The organism is Phyllobacterium phragmitis, from assembly GCF_002980495.1.
Lineage (GTDB): Bacteria > Pseudomonadota > Alphaproteobacteria > Rhizobiales > Rhizobiaceae > Paramesorhizobium > Paramesorhizobium phragmitis.
Window position 1 is genome coordinate 1 of the sequence record NZ_PVBR01000002.1, and the last position, 25,097, is coordinate 25,097.

At 59.7% G+C, this 25,097-nt stretch carries 25 protein-coding genes; 14 read left to right on the forward strand and 11 right to left on the reverse strand.

What is annotated here, in order from left to right; all coding sequences use genetic code 11:
• Positions 1 to 151 precede the first annotated feature (151 nt).
• The gene (locus tag C5748_RS02175) at positions 152 to 376 is read left to right on the forward strand and encodes a hypothetical protein (RefSeq protein WP_105740313.1); all 225 of its coding nucleotides are present in this window, start codon (positions 152 to 154) and stop codon (positions 374 to 376) included.
• A 3-nt stretch (positions 377 to 379) separates the two neighbouring features.
• Here the strand turns inward: C5748_RS02175 and C5748_RS02180 are convergent, their stop codons facing one another.
• The gene (locus tag C5748_RS02180; RefSeq protein WP_105740314.1) at positions 380 to 1,387 is read right to left on the reverse strand and encodes an MBL fold metallo-hydrolase; all 1,008 of its coding nucleotides are present in this window, start codon (positions 1,385 to 1,387) and stop codon (positions 380 to 382) included.
• Between the two features lie 158 nt (positions 1,388 to 1,545).
• Here C5748_RS02180 and C5748_RS02185 point away from each other — a divergent pair, with 158 nt between their 5' ends.
• Together C5748_RS02185 and C5748_RS02190 are read left to right on the forward strand one after the other, a co-directional pair.
• Positions 1,546 to 2,352: a helix-turn-helix domain-containing protein gene (locus C5748_RS02185; protein ID WP_105740315.1), complete on the forward strand. Its 807-nt coding sequence runs from the start codon at positions 1,546 to 1,548 to the stop codon at positions 2,350 to 2,352.
• Between the two features lie 203 nt (positions 2,353 to 2,555).
• Complete coding sequence (locus tag C5748_RS02190; protein WP_146119460.1) at positions 2,556 to 2,855, forward strand: hypothetical protein; 300 nt, start codon at positions 2,556 to 2,558, stop codon at positions 2,853 to 2,855.
• A gap of 585 nt (positions 2,856 to 3,440) precedes the next feature.
• Here the strand turns inward: C5748_RS02190 and C5748_RS02195 are convergent.
• Together C5748_RS02195 and C5748_RS02200 are read right to left on the reverse strand one after the other, a co-directional pair.
• On the reverse strand, positions 3,441 to 4,028 hold the full coding sequence (locus tag C5748_RS02195; protein WP_245428738.1) for an alpha-ketoglutarate-dependent dioxygenase AlkB: 588 nt from the start codon (positions 4,026 to 4,028) through the stop codon (positions 3,441 to 3,443).
• 73 nt (positions 4,029 to 4,101) lie between these two features.
• Positions 4,102 to 4,596: a class I SAM-dependent methyltransferase gene (locus C5748_RS02200; RefSeq protein WP_105740318.1), complete on the reverse strand. Its 495-nt coding sequence runs from the start codon at positions 4,594 to 4,596 to the stop codon at positions 4,102 to 4,104.
• A 560-nt stretch (positions 4,597 to 5,156) separates the two neighbouring features.
• Here C5748_RS02200 and C5748_RS02205 point away from each other — a divergent pair.
• Entirely contained in the window at positions 5,157 to 5,585 is a 429-nt protein-coding gene (locus tag C5748_RS02205) for a P-loop nucleotide/nucleoside kinase family protein (protein ID WP_280953469.1), read from the forward strand.
• Positions 5,586 to 5,731: 146 nt separating this feature from the next.
• Here the strand turns inward: C5748_RS02205 and phnN are convergent, their stop codons facing one another.
• Genes phnN through C5748_RS02220 form a run of 3 tightly spaced genes read right to left on the reverse strand, consistent with a single transcriptional unit; the run spans position 5,732 to position 8,242 of the window.
• Positions 5,732 to 6,328: a phosphonate metabolism protein/1,5-bisphosphokinase (PRPP-forming) PhnN gene (gene phnN / locus C5748_RS02210; protein WP_245428740.1), complete on the reverse strand. Its 597-nt coding sequence runs from the start codon at positions 6,326 to 6,328 to the stop codon at positions 5,732 to 5,734.
• Between the two features lie 26 nt (positions 6,329 to 6,354).
• The gene (locus C5748_RS02215; RefSeq protein WP_105740631.1) at positions 6,355 to 7,494 is read right to left on the reverse strand and encodes an alpha-D-ribose 1-methylphosphonate 5-triphosphate diphosphatase; all 1,140 of its coding nucleotides are present in this window, start codon (positions 7,492 to 7,494) and stop codon (positions 6,355 to 6,357) included.
• Positions 7,495 to 7,507: 13 nt separating this feature from the next.
• On the reverse strand, positions 7,508 to 8,242 hold the full coding sequence (locus C5748_RS02220) for a DUF1045 domain-containing protein (protein ID WP_105740632.1): 735 nt from the start codon (positions 8,240 to 8,242) through the stop codon (positions 7,508 to 7,510).
• Between the two features lie 167 nt (positions 8,243 to 8,409).
• Here C5748_RS02220 and C5748_RS02225 point away from each other — a divergent pair, with 167 nt between their 5' ends.
• Complete coding sequence (locus tag C5748_RS02225) at positions 8,410 to 9,339, forward strand: sugar kinase (RefSeq protein WP_105740321.1); 930 nt, start codon at positions 8,410 to 8,412, stop codon at positions 9,337 to 9,339.
• A 65-nt stretch (positions 9,340 to 9,404) separates the two neighbouring features.
• Here C5748_RS02225 and C5748_RS02230 read toward each other — a convergent pair whose 3' ends face one another.
• From C5748_RS02230 to C5748_RS02240, 3 genes are all read right to left on the reverse strand, one after another.
• A complete protein-coding gene (locus tag C5748_RS02230) occupies positions 9,405 to 10,421 on the reverse strand; it encodes an aldose epimerase family protein (RefSeq protein ID WP_105740322.1) in 1,017 nt (338 codons plus the stop codon).
• A gap of 5 nt (positions 10,422 to 10,426) precedes the next feature.
• Positions 10,427 to 11,884 carry an NAD-dependent succinate-semialdehyde dehydrogenase gene (locus C5748_RS02235; RefSeq protein ID WP_105740323.1) on the reverse strand — a complete coding sequence of 486 codons (1,458 nt, stop codon included), beginning with the start codon at positions 11,882 to 11,884 and terminating at the stop codon, positions 10,427 to 10,429.
• Between the two features lie 182 nt (positions 11,885 to 12,066).
• Positions 12,067 to 13,023: an AEC family transporter gene (locus C5748_RS02240; RefSeq protein ID WP_105740324.1), complete on the reverse strand. Its 957-nt coding sequence runs from the start codon at positions 13,021 to 13,023 to the stop codon at positions 12,067 to 12,069.
• A 204-nt stretch (positions 13,024 to 13,227) separates the two neighbouring features.
• On the opposite strand from C5748_RS02240, the gene C5748_RS02245 reads away from it, so the two are divergent.
• The 5 genes from C5748_RS02245 to C5748_RS02270 all read left to right on the forward strand — a co-directional run bounded on the left by C5748_RS02245 (position 13,228) and on the right by C5748_RS02270 (position 18,341).
• Entirely contained in the window at positions 13,228 to 13,509 is a 282-nt protein-coding gene (locus C5748_RS02245) for an acyl carrier protein (protein ID WP_068882530.1), read from the forward strand.
• 59 nt (positions 13,510 to 13,568) lie between these two features.
• On the forward strand, positions 13,569 to 14,750 hold the full coding sequence (locus C5748_RS02250; protein WP_105740325.1) for a beta-ketoacyl-ACP synthase: 1,182 nt from the start codon (positions 13,569 to 13,571) through the stop codon (positions 14,748 to 14,750).
• Between the two features lie 18 nt (positions 14,751 to 14,768).
• Entirely contained in the window at positions 14,769 to 16,049 is a 1,281-nt protein-coding gene (locus tag C5748_RS02255) for a beta-ketoacyl-ACP synthase (protein WP_105740326.1), read from the forward strand.
• 116 nt (positions 16,050 to 16,165) lie between these two features.
• Positions 16,166 to 17,194: a zinc-binding dehydrogenase gene (locus C5748_RS02260; protein WP_105740327.1), complete on the forward strand. Its 1,029-nt coding sequence runs from the start codon at positions 16,166 to 16,168 to the stop codon at positions 17,192 to 17,194.
• Positions 17,195 to 17,411: 217 nt separating this feature from the next.
• Positions 17,412 to 18,341 carry a lipid A biosynthesis lauroyl acyltransferase gene (locus tag C5748_RS02270; RefSeq protein ID WP_105740328.1) on the forward strand — a complete coding sequence of 310 codons (930 nt, stop codon included), beginning with the start codon at positions 17,412 to 17,414 and terminating at the stop codon, positions 18,339 to 18,341.
• A gap of 23 nt (positions 18,342 to 18,364) precedes the next feature.
• Here C5748_RS02270 and C5748_RS02275 read toward each other — a convergent pair whose 3' ends face one another.
• Positions 18,365 to 18,706 carry a L,D-transpeptidase gene (locus tag C5748_RS02275; protein WP_342588339.1) on the reverse strand — a complete coding sequence of 114 codons (342 nt, stop codon included), beginning with the start codon at positions 18,704 to 18,706 and terminating at the stop codon, positions 18,365 to 18,367.
• 428 nt (positions 18,707 to 19,134) lie between these two features.
• Here C5748_RS02275 and C5748_RS02280 point away from each other — a divergent pair, with 428 nt between their 5' ends.
• From C5748_RS02280 to C5748_RS02295, 4 genes are all read left to right on the forward strand, one after another.
• On the forward strand, positions 19,135 to 20,595 hold the full coding sequence (locus tag C5748_RS02280; RefSeq protein WP_105740330.1) for an ABC transporter substrate-binding protein: 1,461 nt from the start codon (positions 19,135 to 19,137) through the stop codon (positions 20,593 to 20,595).
• Between the two features lie 118 nt (positions 20,596 to 20,713).
• Complete coding sequence (locus C5748_RS02285) at positions 20,714 to 21,661, forward strand: ABC transporter permease (protein WP_105740331.1); 948 nt, start codon at positions 20,714 to 20,716, stop codon at positions 21,659 to 21,661.
• Positions 21,658 to 22,497: an ABC transporter permease gene (locus C5748_RS02290; RefSeq protein WP_105740332.1), complete on the forward strand. Its 840-nt coding sequence runs from the start codon at positions 21,658 to 21,660 to the stop codon at positions 22,495 to 22,497. The genes C5748_RS02285 and C5748_RS02290 overlap by 4 nt, the downstream gene beginning before the upstream one ends.
• Complete coding sequence (locus C5748_RS02295) at positions 22,497 to 24,116, forward strand: ABC transporter ATP-binding protein (protein ID WP_105740333.1); 1,620 nt, start codon at positions 22,497 to 22,499, stop codon at positions 24,114 to 24,116. The genes C5748_RS02290 and C5748_RS02295 overlap by 1 nt, the downstream gene beginning before the upstream one ends.
• Here C5748_RS02295 and cbiB read toward each other — a convergent pair.
• Positions 24,113 to 25,093: an adenosylcobinamide-phosphate synthase CbiB gene (cbiB, locus tag C5748_RS02300; RefSeq protein ID WP_105740334.1), complete on the reverse strand. Its 981-nt coding sequence runs from the start codon at positions 25,091 to 25,093 to the stop codon at positions 24,113 to 24,115. The genes C5748_RS02295 and cbiB overlap by 4 nt on opposite strands.
• Positions 25,094 to 25,097: the final 4 nt, after the last annotated feature.

Genomic DNA, 25,097 nt, shown 5'->3' on the forward strand with positions numbered 1-25,097 from the left:
GCCTTCACATCCCGTAATGAAGACGCCCAAAGTTCAAGCGTCGCCTCGATCGAGGCACATGTCATCCATGATCTCCGAACCATCAAAACCCATGGATTCAGACCGCGAAAGAAATTGAAACTGTAATGATAGTGATAAGAACTTTGCGGAATTGGCTGTAACTCTGGCCGAGAGGCCGGTTAACGGCTTCCACTCATGGCGTGATGGCGAGGACTTGATCGAACTCTTCAAGCACATACGGTTCGGCTACTACCAGGATTTCCCGTTGGAAGACCAACTCATGGGTGCGCTCCAGGATGGCCTCATCTCGATGCTGGCGGATGGAATGGATTCCGAAGATTTGGAAAAGATATCCGAGCGGTACGGGATCGAGTAAGACCTATAAATTGAGCTGATAGGAAATCGGCAGCCAGCGGTAGCCTCCATCCTTTTTCTCGACAAACCCAAGGGAAGGGAACGACGTGTGGTAGCCAGCGACGGGAAGCCGGTCAGTCGCAACCATGTCGTAAATGCGCCGTCTGGTTTCCGCACCCTTCGCTTTATCCATATCAAAGAAGGCATGCCACTCGGGGTGCGCTAGCGATGCTACCTCATGATGTGCGCAATCACCCCACACGAACAGCTGCTTGCCCTGGCTTTCAATGTGGAAGGCTAAGTGTCCTGGGGTGTGTCCGTAGGCTTCAACGGCGTGAATGCCGGGGGCAACCTCGTCACCCGGTTTGATAAAGCTTATACGTTCGGCCAAAGGAGCAACGTTCGTCGCGAAGAGTTTGGCCGACACATATTCGTTGTCGTCGGGAGCTGCAGCGAGACGATCCTCGGACGACCAAAAATCAAACTCCGCATCTCCAATTACATATCGAGCGTTGGGAAACAGCGGTTCTCCCCCCTCCATCAAGCCACCAATATGATCGGGGTGCGCATGGGTCAGGACCACGAGGTCGATCTGCTCGGGAGCAAATCCGGCCGGGTCCAGCAAGTTAGCAAGCCAGCCGCCATGTGGCCGCGGGACGAAGCCATCCGCGCCGTTGCCGGCATCAAAAAGAATGAGCTCTTTGCCGGTGTTCACGATCGTGGGGGTGAAACCGGGTTGGAACCTCCTTTCGGGAAGCAAGCTCTGTCGCATCAGCTCTTCGATTTCCGCCTGCGGTCGATCTTGCCCGACGATCGGCCAGGGTCCATCGATCACTGCACCGGCATCGAGAATATTGGTTACTTCGAACTCGCCGAGTTTGAATCGATAGTGCGTGGGCATTGACGGACCAAGTGGCATTGCGGCGCCATGTGCTGCCGACGCGAACAGGCCGAGTATCGCCGGAGCCACTGTCAATGTAGCAGCCGAGGCGAGAACTTTTCGTCGAGATAAGTTCGAGCGAGGTAGAAGCATGTGCGGTATCCTCCGTAGGCACTGATCCCTGCAAGAACGGTTCCACTTGCCGGCAAAGTGCTTCACCGTGCCACCATTCCATTTCTGCACGGTTCGCTTACACTGCGTACCGCGACCAGGATGAGGGCCCGACAGTCGCAAGCAATGGGAGGTTAGCTGTGCCTACTCCAGATGGCTTGTACGAACGTGCTGCCGTAAGACCATCGCTCCGTCCCTTTTGGCATGTGGACGAAATGCGCACCTTCTTCGTAGGGCCGCTTGAATACAATGGGCTTCATCAGCATGGGGCGCCCGTTTACCTAGCCGGAATGTACAGCAAATTCGGGTTGCGAATCCACGGAGGTCGTTGGCATTGGTGCCGCACAGCCGTCATTCCCGCCGGAGTGCTTCACGAACTTGATCTCGCCGGGTATCCATTGGCGGTCTTATATGTTGAGCCAAGTGTCGGTGGTGTCGACGCGCTCGTGCCACTATCCGGCGATGGTTGGGAAGTGGACGGCGTCCTTATTGGCCGCAGCGGCGAGTTCTCGATCGTGCGCGAGCTGTGGGAGGACAACGCCAGCGCAAGATGGGCCGGCCAGGCACTAGACGACTTACTCGCCTATTCCAAACGGCGAGCCGCCAAGTGCATAGATCCGCGCGTATCTGCCGCCGCTGATTACCTGCGAATGCACTCAGACGAGCTCACGCCCGTGATGAAGCTGGCAAGGAAGGTGGGCTTATCCGCGTCCCAGTTTCAGCGTGTGTTCACTCGGGAGGTGGGTGTGCCTTTCCGTCGCTACCGTGCATGGAACCGAATGCGCGTAGCCATAAGCGAGATTGCGAACGGAAGCAATTTTACAACAGCCGCCCATGCAGCGGGCTTTGCGGACCAAGCACATTTCACCAATGATTTCCGTCGGACTTTCGGTGCACCGCCATCAGTCAGTCTTCTTGGCCTCAGGAATGTTGCGTACCGTGAGTAGGAGCCAACCTCCGGGTATTGGCATTATAGCTTCGGCATCCTTGGTTCTATGAAGTGGCCACAGTGGCCCACCCCAATTTCAGGCGGTCGAACACGTCACCGACACGACCATTGCTGAGCTTACCGCGATACCCTGCTGAACTGATGACTATGTGGCCGGTATCGCACCCTGCGTCCAATGCTGCCAACAATACGCCAGACATCTTGGACCGGATCGAGCTGGAACCACAGGACGAACAGGCGCTGAGGCAAGCGATGAACGACGATCGGAAGCTCACCATGGACGAGGAGTATCTCAGGGTCTGCCTGTCACTGGCTCGGGATAGGATCTCGAAGGAGACGCTGGTTCGCATGACCTCCAAAAACTGGCAGGACGCCGAGAAGGCGAGACAGGAAGCTGCAGAGCTCGTAATCGGTGAAGTGCTGAGGCATGTGCCCGTCGCGTGCAAGCCGGCCCGAAGGGGCCACAGCATCGGCTACTATCCCAGAGAGGGTGAGGATTGACACGGATCGTCGCTTCAATACCCCTCAGGGTTCCTCAAAGAGCGTTCGAGGGAAACAGCGTCGTTGAAAAACCCGCTGACAAAATTGTAAAATTTCGCGTTACACTATATCCAAAAACTACCATAAGTAATTGTTTTACTAGAAATTTTTGGTAGCGGAGGAGGGATTGGAACCCCCGACACAAGGATTATGATTTGACTCAGGGACTACCGCATTCAGTTGTAGAGTGCCAAAGGTCAGTTCGCTGAGTGATTGAACGTATTGATGAGTAAAGCTCCAAACTGCGTCGAGCTCCTTCATGCTTCCGCATTCAAGCTAACCGCCTTTGAAGACCCTTTGAAACCCAGCAGGCGTTCCCATATTCGCAATTGCGGCGGATCCGGCGATGCGTTCGGATAAGTGTCAATCACATCGCGCAGCACGAGATAGCTTCCGGCTATAGTTTGGCGACGTGCTGGCCGCCAGGATGCGACAGGCGTTCGCATGGACTAGCGGTAACTGAAAATGTCGCGCGGGAAAAAGCTGCGTTCATGTTTCCCGGTGGGATGGTCGGGTTGATCGCGGCTCGGTTACATCCACTGGGGATCATCCCGTAGGTCGATTCTCGATGACCTTTCGAAAGGTCAGCGAGACGCGTCGTCGGCGTGCGATTTTGGTCCCGTCGACGATATCAAACTTCCGAGCGGGAATTTCATGGGTCCAGTCGTAGCGGGCGGCCCCTTTCAGAACCAGAACGGAGCAGGGTTCCAGAATAGCCGACTTTCTCTCTCCGCTTTGCTGGTTTCGAAAAAGCATTTCGCACGGCGACAGCAAACTGAGCGAGGCGATCGTGTCTTCAAAGCAGGGGATGCAATCCACATGGGCGCTGATGCCTTGCGCAGGTTCATATTCGTTGACAATCACCTGATCCGGCACCTCCGTGAAATGACCCTGTCCCACCAATCGGGCGCCGAGAACGCTGAGCCACGACGGCAAGGGGCCTAGAAAGGCATTCGGCAGCACCGTCCGTGCCCGATAATCATAGCGATAGCCAAAATGCTGCACCCGGCGCTTCAGCTCCGTGCTCCAGGCCCGTTGGTCCAACAAGGCAGTCAACCGCGCCTCTTCCGCTGGAGATAAAAAATTCCGCACATACTTTGCCCCGGCGGGCAAATCGAGATCGAGGTCGCTCACGGCATGATCCATTTCTTCGATCGGCTCGGCTCGAAAACATAGGTGACAAACTCATCGTCTTGGTCGACCGCTGCTACGCCGTCCTCTTTCGTTTCACATGAGTATAGCCGGGATAATCGGAAAACTTGAACGGATGAGCCCGAGGTGGTTCATATCCGTTCCGCTTGGCAGCGCTGTCCATATCAAATGCGCCATCATAGTGCGGACTGTTTACCACGGTAATTGCGACTTGGCCTTTATAGGAAAGATGGCTACCCGCGCTTCCTAAAACGCGCCGCACAAGAACATGATTTGGATTCCTGCCGTAAAGAGGTTCACGGCTGCCGACGTTTGGGAACTGAAACACGATCAAATCGAAGCGAACAGGGCCAAAGAATTTTGTCAGATCGGTTGCATCAACACCGGAGAGAACCTTAATCCCTCGACGGCGTAAGAACCTGGCGTTCTTGGCAGCGGTCTCAGAATAATGAACCTCCTTTTCAAACGTCGTGGAGACCATATCCACATTCTGCTCCGCCAACTGCGCAAGGGATACTGAAAAACTTAAGTTGCCTTCACCAAGAAGCAGGGTGCCCCGATCCGAACCTTCTCGGAGAAATCAAAAGAAGTCTTTGAGTCGAGAATGCGTTTCAGCTGAAGTGCCGAAAACATGCAGCGTCTCCAGGCCGCCTTATACAGCACTTCATGCTGGATCTTCTCAGATTGGTTTATCATTCTTCCCCTCGCTCGAAATAGACGTGGCGCAGTATCGCATGGTGCCAGGTGGCGAGGATAAAAAAATATCGAACGAAGCAATTTTCAATTTTGATAGGGGAGAAAGATCAGGCTAACGGCCTGTTTGAACTTGTTCTTTCTGCTTGTGTCCGTTGGAATGGTGCATCGCGCGTGCAAATTCAACCCGGTTTTATCCCCATCCTTTGGAACGCCGCATCGAAGTCACGGCACGTGAACCTGGGACGGAATAGCTATGCGAATCGCGGGGTTGGTCGGAGGCCTCAACTCCTGAGAAGGTGAGCCATGACAAGCAAGACGACCAACAAGTATTCTCCAGAGAATCGCAACCGCGTGGTTCGCTTGCAAGAGGATCTACGTGACCTGATCGATCGATATGGAGCGCTGTAGTGTGCCATTCGCTTCACACATGATGAATGGATGCAGAAACTCTATGGTGATGATCCTCCCGAGCAGGAATTTTCCGAATATGCCAAGCGTGTTTCCTCTGTCATGGAGGAATTGTGGCATCGGTGTCTTTGCGTTGGTGCGGACGTCATTCTTGATTTTGGCTTTTGGTCTCGCGGGGAGAGAGATCGCATCCGAACGACGATCATTGAGATTGGAGCCGATTTCAAGCTCTATCGCTTGACTTGCTCCGACAACGTGGCATGGGAACGCATTCAGGCCCGGAATGCCGCGTTGGATAGCAGCCTGTATATCGCAGAAAATACCTTTTCCGTACTCAAAGCTCGTTTCCAGCCTCTTGACGACGACGAAGCTAGAATCGAGGTGCCGCAGAACTTCCAACTAAACGGAATTTCTGCGCAGAATTCAGTCGCATAACTTTGAATTTTGCGCCCTGCGACAGCAAGCATTCCACATTTCAGTTAAGGGCTGGCTCAAAGGCCGCCCCGCCGTAATTCAAGATCGCCGCATCAAAGGGAGCTTTGGGGAAGTTTGCGAACGGAAAGGCTCCCCCTTCCATCTCGTCAGATCTGTTCGCAGACAGCGGCGAAGGCGGCGGCTTTATCGAGGATGGCGACGAAGCGCTCGCCGGCAATCTCCACCGGCCCTGAATTGTCGAGCGTGATCGCCGCATCGCGCTCGGCGATCGCCTTCGCGCTTCGCCGCAACCGCGCTTCGATCGCCGCCGCATCCTCGCGCCCCCGCATGGCGAGACGGCGCGCCAGCACCTCCGGCGCGGCACTGAGATGGACAACCGTCACATTGGCATAAACCGAACCAAGCTCACCGAGCATGCTGCGCGAGACGTTGGCAATGACCACCGAGCCGTTCTCCACGTGATGGTCGACTGATTTGGGCAGCGCATAGCGCAGCCCATGCGCTGCCCAATGCAGGCTGAAGGCGCCGGATTGCAGCGCCGCGGCAAAAGCCTGCTCGTTCAGCGTATCATGCTCCTCCGCGTCACCTGCGGCAGTGCGCGTCACGATCCGGCGGACGAAGTGGAACTCGGGGCGGTGCCGCACCCGCTCGCGTGCATAGGAAAGAATGGTGTCCTTGCCCGAACCGCTCGGCCCGACAATGGCGACGAATACACCGTTTCTCAGCGGCCGCGACTCACCCATGGCCCGTTCTATCAACCCTGTCGCCATCATATGACCCGATCTCCCTGGCGCCAGACCGTCTTGACGACAGGCACATGATCATCGACCCGCACCCGCACCAGATCGGCGCGTTTGCCCACGGCGATCTCGCCGCGATCATCGAGCCCGACCGCCTCGGCGGAATTCTTCGATACGAGCTGCATCGCTTGCGGCAAGGTAATGCCGTCGACGACATCGCTCAGAAAGAATGCCGATTGCATCAGGCTGAACGGAATATAATCGGAGGATAAGATATCGAGACAGCCGTTTTCGGCCAGCTCCCGCGCCGAGACATTGCCCGAATGCGATCCGCCACGCACCACGTTGGGCGCGCCCATCAGCACCGATAGCCCCGCCTGCTTGGAGGCGGCGGCGGCCGTCAGCGTGGTCGGGAACTCCGCCACCCGAATGCCCTGCTCCACCGCTTCCTCGACATGGGCGGCGGTGGCATCGTCATGGCTCGCCAGAACGATGTTGCGTAGCCGGCAGGCCTGCGAGATCGCCGCCCGGTTGGCGGCTGAATTGCGCTCGGAATCGGCCATGCGCCTTTCGCAATAAAGCCGGAACGCCTCCTCCGATACCTTCAGCTTGCGGATATAATAGGCACGGTAGGTTTCCAGATCGATGAACTGGCGCTGACCCGGCGCGTGATCCATCAGCGAAGCCATGCGCACCCGGTCATATCCTTCCATGCGTGAAAAGGCTTCGAGGCAGTCGGGCGCCGAAACCTCACAGCGCAGATGCAGGAAGTGCTCGGCGCGCAGCCGCTTGTTCCGCATGCCGTCCGAGATCGCGTCGGCCAACACCCGCATATCCTCCACGCCCACCTCCGCCTCGGCATCGAGGCCGACGCGCAGCGCATCGAAAACCGTGGTGATGCCGGAGGCGGCGATCTGCGCATCATGCGCCTGGACCGCGGCGATCGGGTTCCAACGCACCTTCGGACGTGGCGCGTAATGGCCCTCCAGATGATCGGTATGAAGCTCGATCAGCCCCGGCGTCAGGAAGTCGCCTTCCATGTCCTTGCCGGCAGCCATCGACCCTTCGGAAATGTCCGCGATTTGCCCGTCCCGGATCAGTACGGAACCTGCAAGCACCTCGTTTTCCAGGACGATACGGGCATTCTTCAGTATCAATTCATGGGGCATGTCATCTTGCATGTCAGGCACTTTTCTTGCGACCGGCTCCAGTCCCGGATCCAGTCAATGAAGGCATGGCCAGCGGGTGTAGGGAATGAACCTCGAACGGCGCACCGGGCCTGGTTTCGATGAACAGCGCCAGATTGGCGATATCGACCGGCTCATTCAGAACGGGTTCGAAGAACTCGTCCAGTATGCGCGCAACACGAAGTCTATCCTTTTCCTCGACACGCCCCGTCAAAGTCATGTGAAAGCGAAAATCCTCGAACGCGTGAGGATACCCCCATTGCTCGAGATTTCTCAACTGGGAAATACTTAAAGTTTCCGGCCGCCGCCGGGCCTTCTCCGCATCGCTCGCCGGCGCGCGAAAACGATCGAAGGCGACGACGACATCATTCGCCAACTGATCAAGCTCCGGCAACGGCTCATCCGGCACCAGCGCGAAGAAATGTCCGAGAGCCGCAACCTGGAGACGCGGGATCGTCACCGGACCGGCCGACGACGCAAAATGCATCAATGCAGACAGCAGATCCCGTTCGGTGAATTTTTCATCGAGCCTAAAAGGCGCTTTCAGCGTCGCATGGAAGCCATAACGGCGCGGCTCCACTGTCAGCCGTGCGATCTCCTCCGTCTCGAACGAGCGGATTACCGGGGTTTTCACCGCCTCGCCGCTGAAAGGATTGCGGCCAAGCCAGTTGGCGGCCACCTTGCTGAGCGGATCGCCGGATGGCGGCGTGAAATAGATCGCGTAGCGCATGACCGATTCCTTCATTCCACCCTTTGTTACACGCCGAATATGACAAGCCAACAAAGGAGATCGATGCAAGCCGCGTTCAGACATCCACATATCAGTGCAACTGCGCACTGGCCTTTTGCCTTCCGCCTGACTATGGAAAGGCAACCAGAACCTAGGGGTAAGGAAAATTGAGCGGATTTGCATCTATCGGCGAGTGCATGATCGAACTTTCGGGAGCCACGGGCGACAATTGGCGCATGGGCTTTGCCGGCGATACGTTCAACACGATCTGGTATGTCCGCGCCCTTGTCGCGCCCGAGTACCCCGTCGACTATGTAAGCGCCTTCGGCGATGACCCGTTTTCCGGGAAGCAGCGCAGCTTCTTGGCTGACAATGGCGTCGGTATAGCCAAAAGCCCGATTATATCAGGTGCCCGCCCCGGCCTTTATGCGATCACGCTCGATGGCGCCGAGCGCTCCTTCACCTATTGGCGCAGCGACGCCGCCGCGCGCCAGCTTGCCAGTGACCGTCAGGCGCTTTCCGCAAGCCTGGAAGGCCGTGATATCGTCTATTTCTCCGGCATTACGCTTGCCATCCTGGCCCCGGCCGATCGGCAAACCATGTTGGAAGCTGTCGCAATTGCACGCCAAAGTGGCAGTAAAGTCGCCTTCGACCCGAATTACCGACCGAGGCTTTGGGAAAATATCGAGACCGCACGCACCGTCATTGGCCAGGCCATCCGGCTTGCCGATATCGCGCTTCCGACCTTCCCCGATGAAAAGGAATTGTTCGGCGATGCCACGCCCGCAGCCACGGCCGCACGCATCGCGGCTTCAGGCGTGAAGGAAATCATCGTCAAGGACGGCACCGGTCCGGCTCTCGTGGCCGCTCAAGGTCGGGAAGAATGGGTGGCCGCCGTGCCAGCCAACGCCGTCGATACAACAGGGGCCGGCGACAGCTTCAACGGCGCCTATCTCGCCGCGCGCCTTCAGGAGATTGCCCCCGCCGAAGCAGCAAAACGCGCCCACTGCGTGGCCGCGCGCGTCGTCGAGTTCCACGGCGCACTTGCCCCGATGCAGGAAGCCCACGATGCTTTCGAAAAGCTGTGTGAAGCGTAAGCGGCGGTTGCGCCGGAGCTTTGTAATAACCCCCACCTGCCCGTCTGGCCGAATTCAGATCAGACTCATCCCTTGCTGAAGCTGTAATGCGTCGTCTGCGAGTAAACCTCGCCCGGACGCAGCACGGCCTGCGGAAAATACGGAAAGCTCGGCGAATCAGGCCATATCTGCGGCTCGAAGCACAGACCGGCATAATTGTCGTAGGGCTTGCCCGTCAGCCCCACCGCCGGACGCGCCAACGTATTGCCTGAATAGAACTGCACGCCGGGCTCGGTGGTCAGCACATCGAGACGGACACCGGATTTCGCGCCCTTCGCCGCTGCGCACCATTTGAGCGACCCGCGCTGGGCGGCGAGACAGAAATTATTGTCATAGACGATCTGTTCGCCATTCCTCTCCCGCCGCACTGGACGAAATTCGCGAAAATCATGGCTTGTGCCTTCGACAGGCAGAACCCGGCCGTCCGGCATCAGCGCCTCATCCGACGGCAGATAGGCCTCGGCCCCGACCATCACCTGATGATCGAGAATGTCGGTTTCGCCGCCATCGTCGAGATTGAAATAGCTGTGATGGATGAGATTGCAGATCGTCGGCTTGTCGGTCACCGCCTCGAGCCGGACGACCAGCGTTCCGCCTGGGCTCAGCATATAGGTGCAACTGACGTTGAGATTGCCGGGAAAGCCCATCTCGCCGTCGACGGCAAGGATGGCGAGCGTGACGTAATCCGGCCCCGTGCCGGTCACCCGCCAGACACGCTTGCCCAATCCCTTGCGGCCGCCATGCAGATTGTGCTGGCCGAGAAAATTGCGGTCGACCGTATAGCTATTGCCGTCAATGGTGAACGTGCCGTTGCGGATACGGTTGGCCGATCGGCCGGCGATCGCCCCCATATGCGGCGAATGCGCAGGATAATCCGCGAAATCCCGATAGCCCAGGACCAGTGGATGCGTATGGCCCTCGAGCCGCAGGTCCTGAATGGCCGCGCCCCATGTGAGGACTTTCGCAGTCAGCCCCCCGCCGGACAGCGTGATGCGATGAACCGCTTCGCCGTCCGGCGTCGTTCCAAAAATCTCTGATTTCACGATGTTTAAAGCCCCAGCCCGCCGATGCAGACATATTTTGTGTCGAGATAATCCTCGATGCCCTGATGCCCACCTTCCTTGCCGAGGCCGGATTCCTTCAAGCCGCCGAATGGTGCTTCGACCGTCGTGATCACGCCCTCATTGACGCCGATCAGGCCGTATTTCAGCCCTTCCATCACCCGGAATGCACGGCCGAGATCCTGCGTATAGAAATAGCAGGCAAGGCCATATTCGGTGTTGTTGGCGAGATCGATGGCTTCCTGCTCGTTCCTGAACTTGTAGACCGGCGCGACCGGGCCGAAGATTTCCTCCCTGGTGAAGCGCATGCGCGTCTTGGCGTCGGCGATGACGGTCGGTTCGAAATAGGTGCCGCCGAGCGCGTGGCGCTTGCCGCCGGTCAGGATCTTGCCGCCCTTCTTCTCGGCATCGGCGATCAGTTCCTCCACCTTTTCCACCGCCTTCTCGTCGATCAGCGGCCCCTGCTGGGTATCCGGTTCGAGCCCGTTGCCGACCTTCAGCTTCTCGGCTGCCGCCGCGAACTTCTCGACGAATTTATTATAGACTTTCGACTGCACGAAGAAACGGTTGGTGCAGACGCAGGTCTGCCCGGAATTACGGAACTTCGCCGCGATCGCCCCTTCCACCGCACGCTCGATATCGGCATCGTCGAAGACGATGAATGGCGCATTGCCGCCAAGCTCCATCGATACCTTCTTGACCGTGTTGGCGGCCTGCTTGATCAGGATTTTGCCGACCTCGGTCGAGCCGGTGAAGGTGATCTTGCGCACCAGCGGATTGCGCGTCAGTTCGCCGCCGATCTCGGATGCCGAGCCCGTCAGGATGTTGACGACGCCCTTCGGGATGCCGGCCTCTTCGCAGAGCACCCCCCATGCGAGGCCCGAATATGGTGTCTGTGTTGCCGGCTTGGCGACTGCCGTGCAACCCGAGGCGAGCGCCGGCCCGATCTTGCGGGCAAGCATCGAGGACGGGAAATTCCAAGGCGTGATGGCGGCGATCACGCCGACCGGCTCCTTCGTCACCATGATGCGCCGATCGCGCCAGGGCGATGGCACCACATCACCGTAGACCCGGCGCGCTTCCTCGGCATACCAGAGGATATAGGCGGCGGACATGCCGACTTCGCCCTTGGCCTCGGCGAGCGACTTGCCCTGTTCGAGCGTCAGGAGCTCCGCCAAGGCATCCTGGTTCTCGATGATCAGCTCGTGCAGCTTGCGCATCAGCTTGGCGCGGTCGTTGGCGGAAGTCTTCTTCCAGCCCTCGAATGCTTCCGCCGCAGCTTGAATTGCGCGCGCCGTCTCCGCCTTGCCGGATTTCGGCACGGTTCCGATCTTCAGGCCCGTCGCCGGGTTGATGACATCGATGGTCTGACCGGAATCGGCCTCCACCCACTCACCGGCGATCAGATTGGCCTGTTTCATGAAATAGCTGGTCTTCTGAAGCATTGCTCTTCTCCTTGAGGCATGCTCGGCGATATCAGCCGATCTTGCGCCCTCGTCCAACGTCCGGAATTTTTTCGAAGCGATTATGGTGAATGTCAAGCACGAGTATCCAGCGCCGGCGGATGGATTGTCCACCCTCCCCGCCGCAGAATGGCGCGCCCGGTAATCACGTTTTGCTTAACAGATCAGCCGAACACATGCGCGGCGATCGAAATCCACAAACCGAGCGTCAGTACGGACATGCCGGTGGCGATGACCATCGAGGTGGATGCAAGCGCCTGTCCGGTACCGAAGCGGGTTGCGATCAGATAGGAATTGATGCCGGAGGGAAGCGCCGCCGCTGTGACGACGACCTTCGCGGTCAGCGGCGGAAGCTGCAACCCCCAGGCCACGGCCAGGACGATTGCCGGCATCAGCATCAGTTTTATCGTCGCGGTGAGGAATGCGGCGCGCACATTGCCGGAAATGCCGAATTTCTTCAGCCCCATGCCCATTGCGAACAATGCGAGGGGACCGGCGACCCCGGCCAGTGTATCGATCAGGGTCGACGCGAATTCCGGCAGTGAGAAGCCGGAAAAGCGCCATGCCCATCCCGCCAGTATGCCGATGATCAACGGATTGCGCAAAAGGCTTCGAAAAAACGTCCTGAGCGTAGCCGCCAGATGGGTTTCGCCTTTCGCCACCCCGTCGCGCCGCATCGCCCACTCGTTGAGCGCGATGGAAGCCGCCATCATCAGGGGCAAATGGACCGAAATGATGAGCGAGATGATCACCACGCCTTCCTGGCCGGATATGCCCAGCATCAATGGCACGCCGAGGAAAACCAGATTGGAGAATGCACCCGATACGCCGGCGACCACACCCGCACGCCGGTCGCGGCCGAACACCGTGCGGATGGTCCCGTGCGATGCGAGCCAGGCCCCGACCACCCCGGAGAAATAGGCCACCCACAGCGCCCACGGTGCACTGCCGTGGAAATCCGCCGAGATTATCGTGCGAAACAAAAGCAGGGGCGTCGACACGACGAAGACGAACTCGGAAAGCCCGTCGCCCGCAGCCTCGCTCAACACCCGGAAACGGGCCACCGCATAGCCGATAAAAATAATGCTGAAGATGATGAATATCGTTCCGGCGAGTCCCATCTAACCCGGATATGATCTGGCGCCGTCCGATGCAACCGGGAACCGGGGGAAATCCTCTTAGCAAACAGTTTACTCAACCCGCATAAATTGCCGCGCGCGGGGCCCAAGCCTTTACATCTTTCCCTAATGCGCGAAAAACGCTAGACACGCGCGGATTGATCAAAAAATGCCGCCAGCGAACGGCGCAGGAAAAGGAACTCTAAATTGTCATCCACGTTCGACAAAGTCGCCGATATCATCTCTGAAACCAGCGAGATCGACCGCAGCACGATCACGCCGGAAAGCCATACTATTGACGATCTCGGCATCGACAGTCTCGATTTCCTGGATATCGTCTTCGCCATCGACAAGGCATTCGGCATCAAGATTCCGCTCGAAAAGTGGACCCAGGAAGTCAATGACGGCAAGGTTCCGACGGAAGAATATTTCGTCCTGAAGAATCTCTGCGCCAAGATCGACGAGTTGGTAGCCGCGAAAAAGGCCTGATCGACTGGAGGCCGGTTTGATCGGAAGCCCCGGGCGGCGGGAAAAAGCGGCGGGAAAACATGCAGAACAATAAAGTCCTCATCACCGGTATCGGTATCGTGTCCTCGCTCGGCGAAGGGCTCGATGCCCATTGGAATGCGCTTTCGGGAAAGCCAGAGCCGAAGCTCGAAACCGAGACATTCGCGCCCTATACCGTACATCCGCTGGGCGAAGTGGACTGGAACCTGCAGATCCCAAAGCGCAGCGACCAGCGCCAGATGGAAACCTGGCAGCGGCTGGGAACATATGCCGCCGGTCTCGCGCTTGAGGATGCCGGCATCAAGGAAGACGAGGCCCTGTGCTCGACCATGGACATGGTGGTCGCCGCCGGTGGCGGCGAGCGCGACCTTGCGGTCGATACGCTGATCCTCGCCGAAGGCCGCACCAGCAATGATCGCGGCGTGATGTTGAACCAGAAGCTCTCCACCGAGCTTCGCCCGACGCTGTTCCTGGCGCAATTGTCCAACCTGCTGGCGGGCAACATCTCCATCGTCCACAAGGTCACCGGTTCGTCGCGCACCTTCATGGGCGAGGAAAGCTCAGGCATTTCCGCCATCGAAACCGCTGCCGCGCGCATCCGCTCCGGCCAGAGCACGCATGCGCTGGTCGGCGGCTCCTACAACACGGAGCATTTCGACATGCTGCTCGGTCACGAGCTCGGCGGCTATCTCAAATCGGATGGCTGGGCGCCGCTCTGGCAGCGCCAGGGCAGCGCCGGCGGCGGGCTCGTCCCTGGATCGGGTGGCGTGTTCCTCGTCCTTGAAAGCGCAGAGCATGCCGAAAAGCGCGGCGCTCGCGCCTATGCCGAAATTCAATCGATCACGAGCGGGCAGATCCGGCGCGGTCGCGACGATTTGAAGACGACGGTCCAGACGATGCTCGAAAAAGCCGCCGACGGCGATGAAGCATCTTTCATCGTTTCCGGCGCATCCGGCGCGCACAAGCCGACATCAGCGGAAAAAGCGGCACTCGACGCCCTCCCCGGCGCTGCCGCGCGCGGCATATCCGGCGTCACCGGCCATCTGCGCGAGGCGCAGTTCCCGCTTGCGGTGGCCCTTGCGGCAATCGCCGTTTCGAAAGGCGAGGCTTTCAGCCCCCTGGAGGAAAGCGAAAAGCCGCTGGACAAGCCGGTTTCGGCCGCTATCGCCACCACGATCGGGATCACGCGCGCCGAAGGCGTCGCCCGCCTCGTCAAAGCCTGAGTGGAGCAAGAGCAACCGATGACGAAATATACAGATCATCTTGGCCGTCCGATCGTCGCCGTCACCGGTATCGGGATCGTGTCCTCGCTCGGCCAGGGCAAGGAAGACAATTGGGCGGCATTGACCGCCGGGCGCTCGGGCATCCATGAGATCACCCGCTTCCCGACGGAAAACCTCAACACCCGTATCGCTGGCACGGTCGATTTCCTGGCGGAAAGCACCGCCGGCGCAACACCCCTGTCGGAAAAACTCGCCGCACTTGCCGCCGAAGAGGCGATCGCGCAGGCCGGCCTCCCGATGGATGATTTCGGCGGCCCCCTCTTTCTCGCGGCCCCTCCGGTCGAACTCGACTGGAAAAGCCGTTTCGCGCTCGACCGGACGACGATCGAGGATGGCGATACGAGTTACGAGTTGATGCTCGCCTCCTGCCGCCGCAAGCCGCTCCCGGATTTCTTCAACACCACCCAGTTCGGCTATATCGCCGAGCGCATCGCCGATACCTTCGGCACGCGCGGCCTGCCGATCACGCTCTCGACCGCCTGCGCCTCCGGCGCGACCGCCATTCAGCTCGGCGTCGAAGCGATCCGGCGCGGCGAAAGCGACCGCGTGCTTTCGATCGGCACCGACGGTTCGGTTTCCGCCGAATCGCTGATCCGTTTCTCGCTTCTCTCCGCGCTTTCGACGCAGAACGACCCGGCGCACAAATCCGCCAGACCCTTCTCCAAGGACCGCAGCGGCTTCGTCATGGCCGAAGGGGCTGGTGCGCTGGTGATGGAATCGCTCGAAAGCGCTCTGGCGCGCGGCGCGAAAATCCTCGGATTCCTCCAAGGATGCGGCGAAAAGGCCGATGATTTCCACCGTACCCGCTCCAAGCCCGACGGCTCTCCAGCCATCGCAGCGGTACGGAACGCACTGGACGATGCCGGTCTGACCACAGATCAGATCGATTACATCAACGCGCACGGCACCTCGACGCCGGAAAACGACAAGATGGAATATCTGGCGCTTTCCACGGTGTTTGCCGACCGCACCAGCTCGATCCCGACATCCTCCAACAAATCGATGATCGGCCACACGCTGACGGCCGCGGGCGCCATTGAGGCCGCATTCTCGCTGCTCACGATCCAGACCGGCACGTTGCCGCCGACGATCAATTACGACAATCCCGATCCCACCATCCTTCTCGATGTGGTGCCCAACGAGAAGCGCGAGGCGAAGGTCTCGACCGTTCTCTCCAACTCCTTCGGCTTCGGCGGACAAAATACCTGCCTTGTCATGGCGGCAGAACCGGTCCTTTAAGGGAGTAGGGGAATAAGGGAATAAGGGAATAGGTCAGTAGGGAATGTAAGCCGAACATATTCCCCTATTCCCCTATTCCCCTATTCCCCTACTCCCTTTTAAAAAAAGAAAGACTCATGCGCGCATTACAGCTTATCGAAGACCGCCGCCTGGAACTGACCGACGTCGCTCCGCCGCCGCCACCCGGCCCCGGCGAGGTGACGGTGCGCATCAAAGCCGTTGCGCTCAACCATATCGATGTCTGGGGCTGGCGCGGCATGGCTTTCGCCAAGCGCAAGATGCCGCTGGTCATCGGCGCGGAAGCCTCCGGCGAAGTCGAGACGCTCGGACCTGGCGTATCGAGCGTCCTGCCCGGCCAATTGGTTTCGATCTATGGCGCGCAGACCTGCGGCCTCTGCCGTCCGTGCCGCGAAGGCCGCGACAATCTCTGCGAACACGTCTCGGGCGTCCATGGCTTTCATCTCGACGGATTCGCCCAGGAGAAGATCAACCTCCCCGCCCGCCTTCTGGTTCCCGCCCCTCCCGGCGTCGATGAGATCGGCGCAGCCGTCGCGCCCGTCACCTTCGGCACCGTCGAGCACATGCTGTTCGACAATGCCAGGCTGGAACCCGGCGAAACCATTCTCGTGCAGGCCGGCGGCTCCGGCATCGGCAGCGCGGCGATCCAGCTCGCCAAGAAGATCGGCTGCACCGTCATCACCACGGTCGGCTCGGATGACAAGATCGAAAAGGCCAAGGCGCTCGGCGCCGATCATGTCATCAACTACCGCGAGGACCGCTTCGAAGGCGTCGTGCGAAAACTGACCAAGAAGAAGGGCGTCGATGTCGTCTTCGAGCATGTCGGCAAGGATACCTGGGCCGGTTCCATGCTGTGCCTGAAACGCGGCGGCCGCCTTGTCACCTGCGGCTCCACATCGGGTGTTTCAACGGATATGAACCTGATGATGCTCTTCCAGCAGCAGTTGAAGCTGATCGGCTCCTTCGGCTGCCGCATGGAGAACATGGCCGACGCCATGCAGAAAATGGCGCGCGGACTGGTCCATCCGGTAATCGATACGGTGGTCGGCTTCGAGGAAATCGATGCGGCGCTGAAACGCATGGAAGGCCGCGACGTTTTCGGCAAGATCATTTTGCGTGTGAATTAGTTGGCTTCAGGCGGAATCACTTGATGAACACCCCCCTCTGCCCTCCCGGGCATCTCCCCCACAAGGGGGGAGATTGGCTGATATTGCTCTCGGCGGTCCTTCTGCAACATCTGCGATTGATGCCGAACATCTATGAAGGCCTAATCTCCCCCCTTGTGGGGGAGATGGCTGGCAAGCCAGAGGGGGGTGGACGCTTATCAAAGCGAGCCCGGAATTCATGCTGAGCCTCAATCAAAAACTCACCATCTGGCGCTATTGGCAAAAGCTGCGCCGTGCCAATTATTGGCTGTGGGCGCAGGCGGTTTTTCTCATCCTTTGGCTCCTGCGCCGCCTGCCGGCTCGAAGCGCTATCGAGTTCACGGCAAAGGCGGGGCGGCTCATCGGCCCCTATACGCCGCGCCATCGCATTGCCATTGCCAATCTGCGCAGCGCCTATCCCGAGAAGCCTACCACCGAGATCGAAAAGATCGCCGGCGATATGTGGGACGGCATGGCGCGGCTTTTTGCCGAATACATCTTTCTCGACGCGGTTTTCGATTATGATCCGAACGCGACCGAGCCGGGGCTGATAGAGGTCCAGGGTGCCGAGATCTTCGAGCGGCTGCGCAACGAGAAGAAGCCGCATGTCTTCTTCACCGCCCATACCGGCAATTTCGAGCTTCTGCCGATCTGCGCCGCAACCTTCGGACTGAACGTCACCGCCCTCTTCCGCCCGCCGAACAACCCCTTCATCGCACAACATGTGCTGCAGGCCCGACACACCAATATGGGCCATCTGGTGCCTTCCAAGGCGGGAGCCGCCTGGTCCCTCGCCCATGTCCTCGGCGAAGGCGGCAATGTCGGCATGCTGGTCGACCAGAAGTTCCGCCGCGGCGTGCCCTCGACCTTCTTCGGGCGTCCGGTGAAGACAAACCCGCTTCTCGCCAAGCTTGCGCGGCAATATGATTGCGATGTCTATCCCGCCCGCTGCATCCGCTTGGCCGGCGGGCGCTACAGGCTGGAACTCCATGAGCGCATGGAACTGCCGCGCGACGAGAAGGGCCAGGTCGATATCAACGCCACCGCACAGCTTCTCAACGATACGGTCGAGGCATGGGTGCGCCAATATCCGGGCCAGTGGATGTGGTTCCACAAGCGCTGGGGCTAAATCCCGGTTCTTGTGGCGCGTTTCTAATACACGACGACGATCCGCGTGTTCTTCGGCCCTGCTTTGCGAACCATGCCATAGAGCTTTGCTGCATTTGCGGGATTGAGCCTTACGCAGCCATGCGATGCCGGACGTCCCAGACGCTTGGTCGCGTTGGTCGCATGGACCGCATAGCCGCCGCGGAAGAAGATCGCATGCGGCATCGGCGTATTGTCGTATTTCTTTGAATACCACATGGTGTACATCCGCTTCGGACGATAGCTCCCCGTAGGCGTTTCAAATCCGTTGCGCCCCGTCGAGACGCGCCAGTTATAGAGCACGCGCCCGTTCTTCGACACCGTCATCGTCTGATCGGTAATATTCACTTTAGCCACGAGCTTGGACGCAAATCCTTCTGCGGATGAGAGAAGACAAACACCCATAGCCAGAGAAAAAATCAGGAATATCTTTTTCATACATTCACTCTTACCCCTATACCCAACCCTTTTATGGCAGCGTGAATGACGCTTATGAAAATAATGTAAATAGATATACGCTCCATCATGAGATTTCACTTAAAGGAACGTTTCGAAATATTCATTTTACACATGGAAACCATTGTCGAAATCTATACACGCCATACGATTGACTGTTCTGCTCCAGTCCTGGTCCGACCATGCCCCCCAATTCAGGCCCCGATTCGACATTGAGCCATTGTTTCCTGTCGTGTAAGGGTGCGATAAATCGTGGGGGCACAGGCATGATCTTCAGGACATTCCGGATATTGGCCAGAACATCAGCGCAGAAATATATAATGTTCGCGCTCGCAGCGCTGCTGCTGTCGAGCATGAACGCATCAGCCGCACGATCCGATCTCATCTTGGGAATGGTTCTCGAGCCGCCGCATCTCGACCCGACCGCCGGCGCCGCCGCAGCCATCGACGAGATCGTCTATGCCAATATTTTCGAGGGATTGACCCGCATCGGCCCGAACGGCGAGACGGAGCCGGCGCTCGCGAGCAGCTGGGAGATTTCGCCCGATCAGAAATCCTATGTCTTTCACCTGCATCAGGGCGTCAAATTCCACGACGGCACGGCGTTTGATGCCGAGGACGTGAAATTCTCGCTCGACCGCGCCCGCGCAACCGATTCCACCAATGCCCAAAAAGGCCTTTTTGCCGTCATTGACCAGGTGGAAATAATCGATCCCGCGACGGTGAAGGTGACGCTGAAATATCCCTCCGGCGATTTCCTCTACAATATGGGCTGGGGCGACGCGGTGATCGTTGCGCCGGAAAGTGCCGCCGGAAACAAGGAAAAGCCTGTTGGTACCGGCCCGTTCAAATTCCAGAACTGGGCCAAGGGATCGCAGATCGTCCTCGTCGGGAACCCCGGTTATTGGGGCTCGAAGCCGGCGCTCGACAAGGCGACATTCCGCTTCATCCCTGATCCCGCCGCCTCGACGGCCGCATTGCTGGCTGGCGACGTGCAGGCATTCCCCTCCTTTCCCGCGCCGGAAGCCGTGTCGCAGTTTCAAGCCGATCCCCGGTTCCAGGTGGTGATCGGCACGACCGAGGGCGAAACCATCCTCGCCGAGAACAATGCGCGCCCACCTTTCGACAACCCGAAAGTGCGTCAGGCCATCGCCCATGCCATCGACCGCAAGGCAGTCATAGACGGCGCGATGTTCGGCTTCGGCACCCCCATCGGCTCGTTCTTTCCTCCGCACCACCCGGCCTATGTCGACCTGACCGGTGAGCGGAAATACGATCCTGAACTGGCCAAAAAGCTGCTTGCCGAGGCAGGCTACCCCAAGGGGTTCAAGACGACGCTGAAACTGCCGCCGCCGACCTATGCCAGGCGCGGCGGCGAGATCATCGCAGCGCAGTTGCGCGCCGTCGGCATCGACGCGCAGATCATTCCCGTCGAATGGGCGCAATGGCTGGACCAGGTCTTCAAGGGCCGGGATTACGACCTCACCATCGTCTCGCATACCGAGCCGAACGATCTCAATATCTTCGCCCGTGACGACTATTATTTCAATTACCGCAACCCGGCCTTCAAGGCGCTGATCGCCCAGATCGAAGCGACTACGGACGATGCAAAACGCAATGCGCTCTACCAGCGTGCGCAAAAAATCCTTTCCGACGATGCGCCGGTCGCTTTCCTGCTGCAGTTTCCCAAGCTCGGCATATGGGACGCGAAGCTCCAGGGCCTGTGGAAGAACTATCCCATACAGGCAAACGATCTGACGGCCGTGAAGTGGACGGATTGAGTACGTATGGTTCTGAAGCCTTCATATTTAGACGGAAGCGCGCTACGGTGACACCCCCTCTGGCCTGCCGGCCAGAGGGGGTGTTTGGCCGGGGACGCTGTAAGGCGAAAGGCATTTCATGCTCCTCTATGTCGTGAAACGCCTCGCCATAGGCCTCCTCACCCTGTTCGTCGCATCCCTGATCGTCTTCGCCGTTCTGGAGGTGGTTCCCGGCGATCCGGCGCGCCTCATGCTCGGCATAGGCGCAAGCGAAGACGCGATTGCAGCGCTCCGCGATCAGCTAGGCCTGAACCAGCCTTTGCCGCTACGCTATCTCTCCTGGGTCGGGCACATGCTGATCGGCGATTTCGGACGCTCCTACACCTACGGCGTACCCGTGAAGGAACTGATCGCCGAACGCGTTGCCGTTTCGCTCCCCCTTGCGATCATGGCGCTTCTTCTTTCCACGGCGATCGCTATTCCGGTCGGTCTGTTCGCGGCGGCACGGCGCGGCCGCGCCTCCGACATGGCGGTCATGGGCGTCACGCAGCTCGGCGTCGCCATTCCCAATTTCTGGTTCGCCCTGCTGCTCGTCTATGTTTTCGCCGTCACGCTGCGGCTCGTGCCGGCGGGCGGCTTTCCCGGCTGGGCGGCCGGTATCCGTCCGGCACTTCAAGCGCTGATCCTTCCAGCCATTGCGCTCGCCCTGCCGCAGGCGGCGATCCTCGCCCGGGTGACGCGTTCGGCGCTGATCGAAACCCTCTCCGAAGATTATATCCGCACCGCCCGCGCCAAGGGGCTGACGCGCTCCGCCGTTCTCTACCGTCATGCCCTGCGCAATGCCATGATCCCGGTCCTCACCATCCTCGGCCTGCAATTCGCCTTTCTTCTGGCCGGCACGATCATCATCGAGAATGTCTTTTACCTCCCAGGCCTCGGCCGGCTGATCTTCCAGGCCATCACCCAGCGCGACCTGATCGTCGTCGAGGGACTGGTCATGCTCCTCGTCGCAACCATCATCCTCGTCAATCTGATCGTCGATCTCCTCTATGCCGTCGCCGATCCCCGCTTGCGGAACCCGCGATGAACGGGCTGACGATCCACCAGGCGCTGCGCAACCCATCCCTAGCCATCGGGCTGGCGATCACCTTGGCTGTCGCCGCCACAGCACTCCTCTCCTTCGTCTGGACGCCCTATGACGCGACCGCCATCGATATCGCGGCAAAACTGCAGGCGCCCTCGGCCACGCATTGGCTCGGCACCGATCATTTCGGCCGCGATATCCTTTCCATGATCATGGTCGGCAGCCGCAACTCCATCGCTGTGGCGCTCCTTGCCGTCGGCATAGGCGCCGGCCTCGGCATCCCGCTCGGCCTCTCGGCTGCTGCGCGCGGCGGCTGGCTCGACGAGATGCTGATGCGCTTCAACGATCTCGTCTTCGCCTTTCCAGCCCTTCTGTCGGCCGTCATGATCACCGCCATATTCGGCCCCGGCGCTTTCAACGCGATCATCGCCATCGGCATATTCAATATTCCGGTCTTCGCCCGCGTGGCGCGCGGGGCAGCGCTTTCGCTCTTGCGGCGCGAATTCATCCTCGCCGCGCGCGCCGCCGGCAAGAGCCGCAGCCGGATTGCGGTCGAGCACGTCCTGCCCAACATCGCCAATCTCCTGATCGTCCAGGCGACGATCCAGTTCTCGCTCGGCATATTGGCGGAAGCCGGTCTTTCCTATCTCGGGCTCGGCGCTCAGCCGCCGATGCCGAGCTGGGGGCGCATGCTGTTCGAAGCCCAGACCATGATCGGCTTTGCCCCGCATATGGCGCTTTTCCCGGGTCTCGCCATCGTCATCACCGTGCTCGGCCTCAACCTCCTGGGCGACGGCCTGCGCGACGTGCTCGACCCAAGATTGGAAGGGCAACGCTGATGGCCCTCCTGGAGATCGAACGCCTGTCCGTCTCTATTCATGGAACCTCCATCCTCCGGGATATGCATATGACGCTCGAACAGGGCATGGTGCACGCTCTGGTCGGTGAATCCGGCTCGGGAAAGACCATGACCGCGCTCGCCCTGATGCAGCTTCTGCCGCATGGCGCCGCGATGAAAGGTCATATCCGCCTCGCCGGCAAGGATATTGCCACCGCGAGCGAGAGCGAGATGTGCCGCCTGCGCGGCGCCGAGATCGGTATGGTGTTCCAGGAGCCGATGACCGCGCTGAACCCGGTCAAGACCATCGGCGAGCAGGTGGCCGAGGGCATACGCTGGCACACCGGCGCAAGCCGTGCCGACGCGGAAGAACAGGCGCACGCCATGCTTGATCGCGTCGGCCTGCCCCCTGCCCGGTTTCCGCTCGACCGCTATCCGCACCAGCTCTCGGGTGGCCAGCGCCAGCGCGTGGTGATCGCCATCGCCTGCGCCATGAAACCGAAACTGCTCATCGCCGATGAGCCGACGACGGCGCTCGATGTCGTTCTCCAGGCACAGATCCTCGATCTCCTGAAAGACCTTGTAGCCGAAAACGACATGGGCCTCCTGCTCATCTCGCACGACCTCGCCGTCGTCGCCGACATGGCGGACCGCATCACCATCCTGCGCCGGGGCAAAGTGATGGAAAGCGGCGAGACCATCCGCGTCCTTTCCGAGCCCGCCGATCCTTATACGCGTCGGCTTGCCGAGGCTTCGCTACACATGCCGGAGCGCCCAGCGCAGAAAAAGTCCACCACTGCTCCGCTCCTCTCCGTCAACAATTTGACACGCGAATATCCGGGAAACCGCATCGGGCTTTTCAGCCGCGCCGAGCCGACACGCGCCGTCGATAATGTTTCCTTCGGCATCGCCGAAGGGCAATCGATAGCGCTGGTCGGGCGTTCCGGTTGCGGCAAGTCTACGCTGGCGCGCATGGTGCTGGCGCTCGACCGCCCGACATCGGGCGAAATCCGGCTCGACGGCCAGCGCATCGACAACCTGCCTGACGACGCGCTGCGCCATGCGCGGCAGAAGATGCAGATCGTGTTTCAGGACCCCTATGGCTCGTTCGATCCACGCCAGAAGGCCGAAAGGCTGGTGGCGGAGCCGCTGCATCTTCTCGACCGCAAGCCGACGCCGGCGGAGCGGCGCGAACGCGTCGCGGCGACACTGGAGCGCGTCGGCCTCAGCCCGGACGACATGGACAAATATCCGCACCAGTTTTCCGGCGGCCAGCGCCAGCGCCTCGCCATCGCCCGCGCCATCATCACAAAACCGAAGCTGATCGTCGCCGACGAGCCGGTTTCCGCGCTCGACGTATCGATCCGCGCCCACATTCTCGATCTCTTCGCCGATCTCACGGCAAAACTCGGGCTGGCATGGCTGTTCATCACCCATGACCTCAACGTCGCCCGCGCCATGGCCGGCCATGTCATCGTCATGGACGAGGGCCGGATCGTCGAGCAGGGCCGGACCGACGACGTGCTGCAAAGCCCACATTCGGATGCAGCCCGCGCGCTGATCGCGGCGACTCCAGATTTGCGCCGGATATTATCGGGAAAGCTCCGGGAACAGGGCTAAAACAACAACCCTATCAAGCAAAAAACCAGAACAAGGGCGGTGAGAATCGTCATGGAAAACCAGAACAGCCTCAGCGCCGCCTCGATATCGCCAGCGCCGAGATTGCACTTGCCCGCGCCGTTGATCATCGGCTCATTGACGATATCGCCCGCATAGACACGCGGACCGGCCAGAGCCACGTCGAGAGCGCCGGCATAGGCCGTCTCCGGCCAGCCGGCATTGGGAGAGCGATGCAGCCGCGCATCGCGCATCATCACGCCGAACGAGCGCATTGCCGCCGCCCGCCCCCGCTGCAGCCAGGCAGCCAGCACGGTCAGACAGCCGGTCAGCCGCGCCGGTATCCAGTTCGCTGCATCGTCGAGTCTCGCGGCAAACCGGCCGAAATCACGATAGCGCGGATTGAGATGGCCGATCATCGAATCCGCCGTGTTCAGCAGCTTGTAGGCAAGCAAGCCCGGCAGTCCCAGAAGCAGATACCAGAAGACGGGCGCGACCACGCCGTCGGAACTGTTCTCCGCGAGGCTTTCAATAGCAGCGCGACTCACGCCCGTCGGATCCAGTGATTGTGGATCGCGCCCGACGATCATCGACACGGCGCGCCTGCCGCCCTCAAGCCCCTCTTCCCTCAACGACGTGGCCACATGCGACACATGATCCGCAAGGCTCTTCTGCGCCAGCAGAACCGCCACCAGCGTGATCTCGATCAACGCCCCGAACCACGACATATGCCGCAGCAGGCTGGAGAGCAGCATGCCCACGATAAGAGCGGTAAGCAGCAATGCGGCCATGGCCAGCGCACCGTTTCTGCGCCGCTCCGCCGAGGTCCGGCGTGCATCATTATAACGGTCGTCGATAAAGGAAATCGCCTTTCCGAACAGGACGACAGGGTGCGGGATGACGCGCCACAGCCGCTCTGGATCTCCTAAAAGCCGATCAGCGACGAGCGCGAGAAACAGGACAAGAAGCTTTATTTCCATTGGC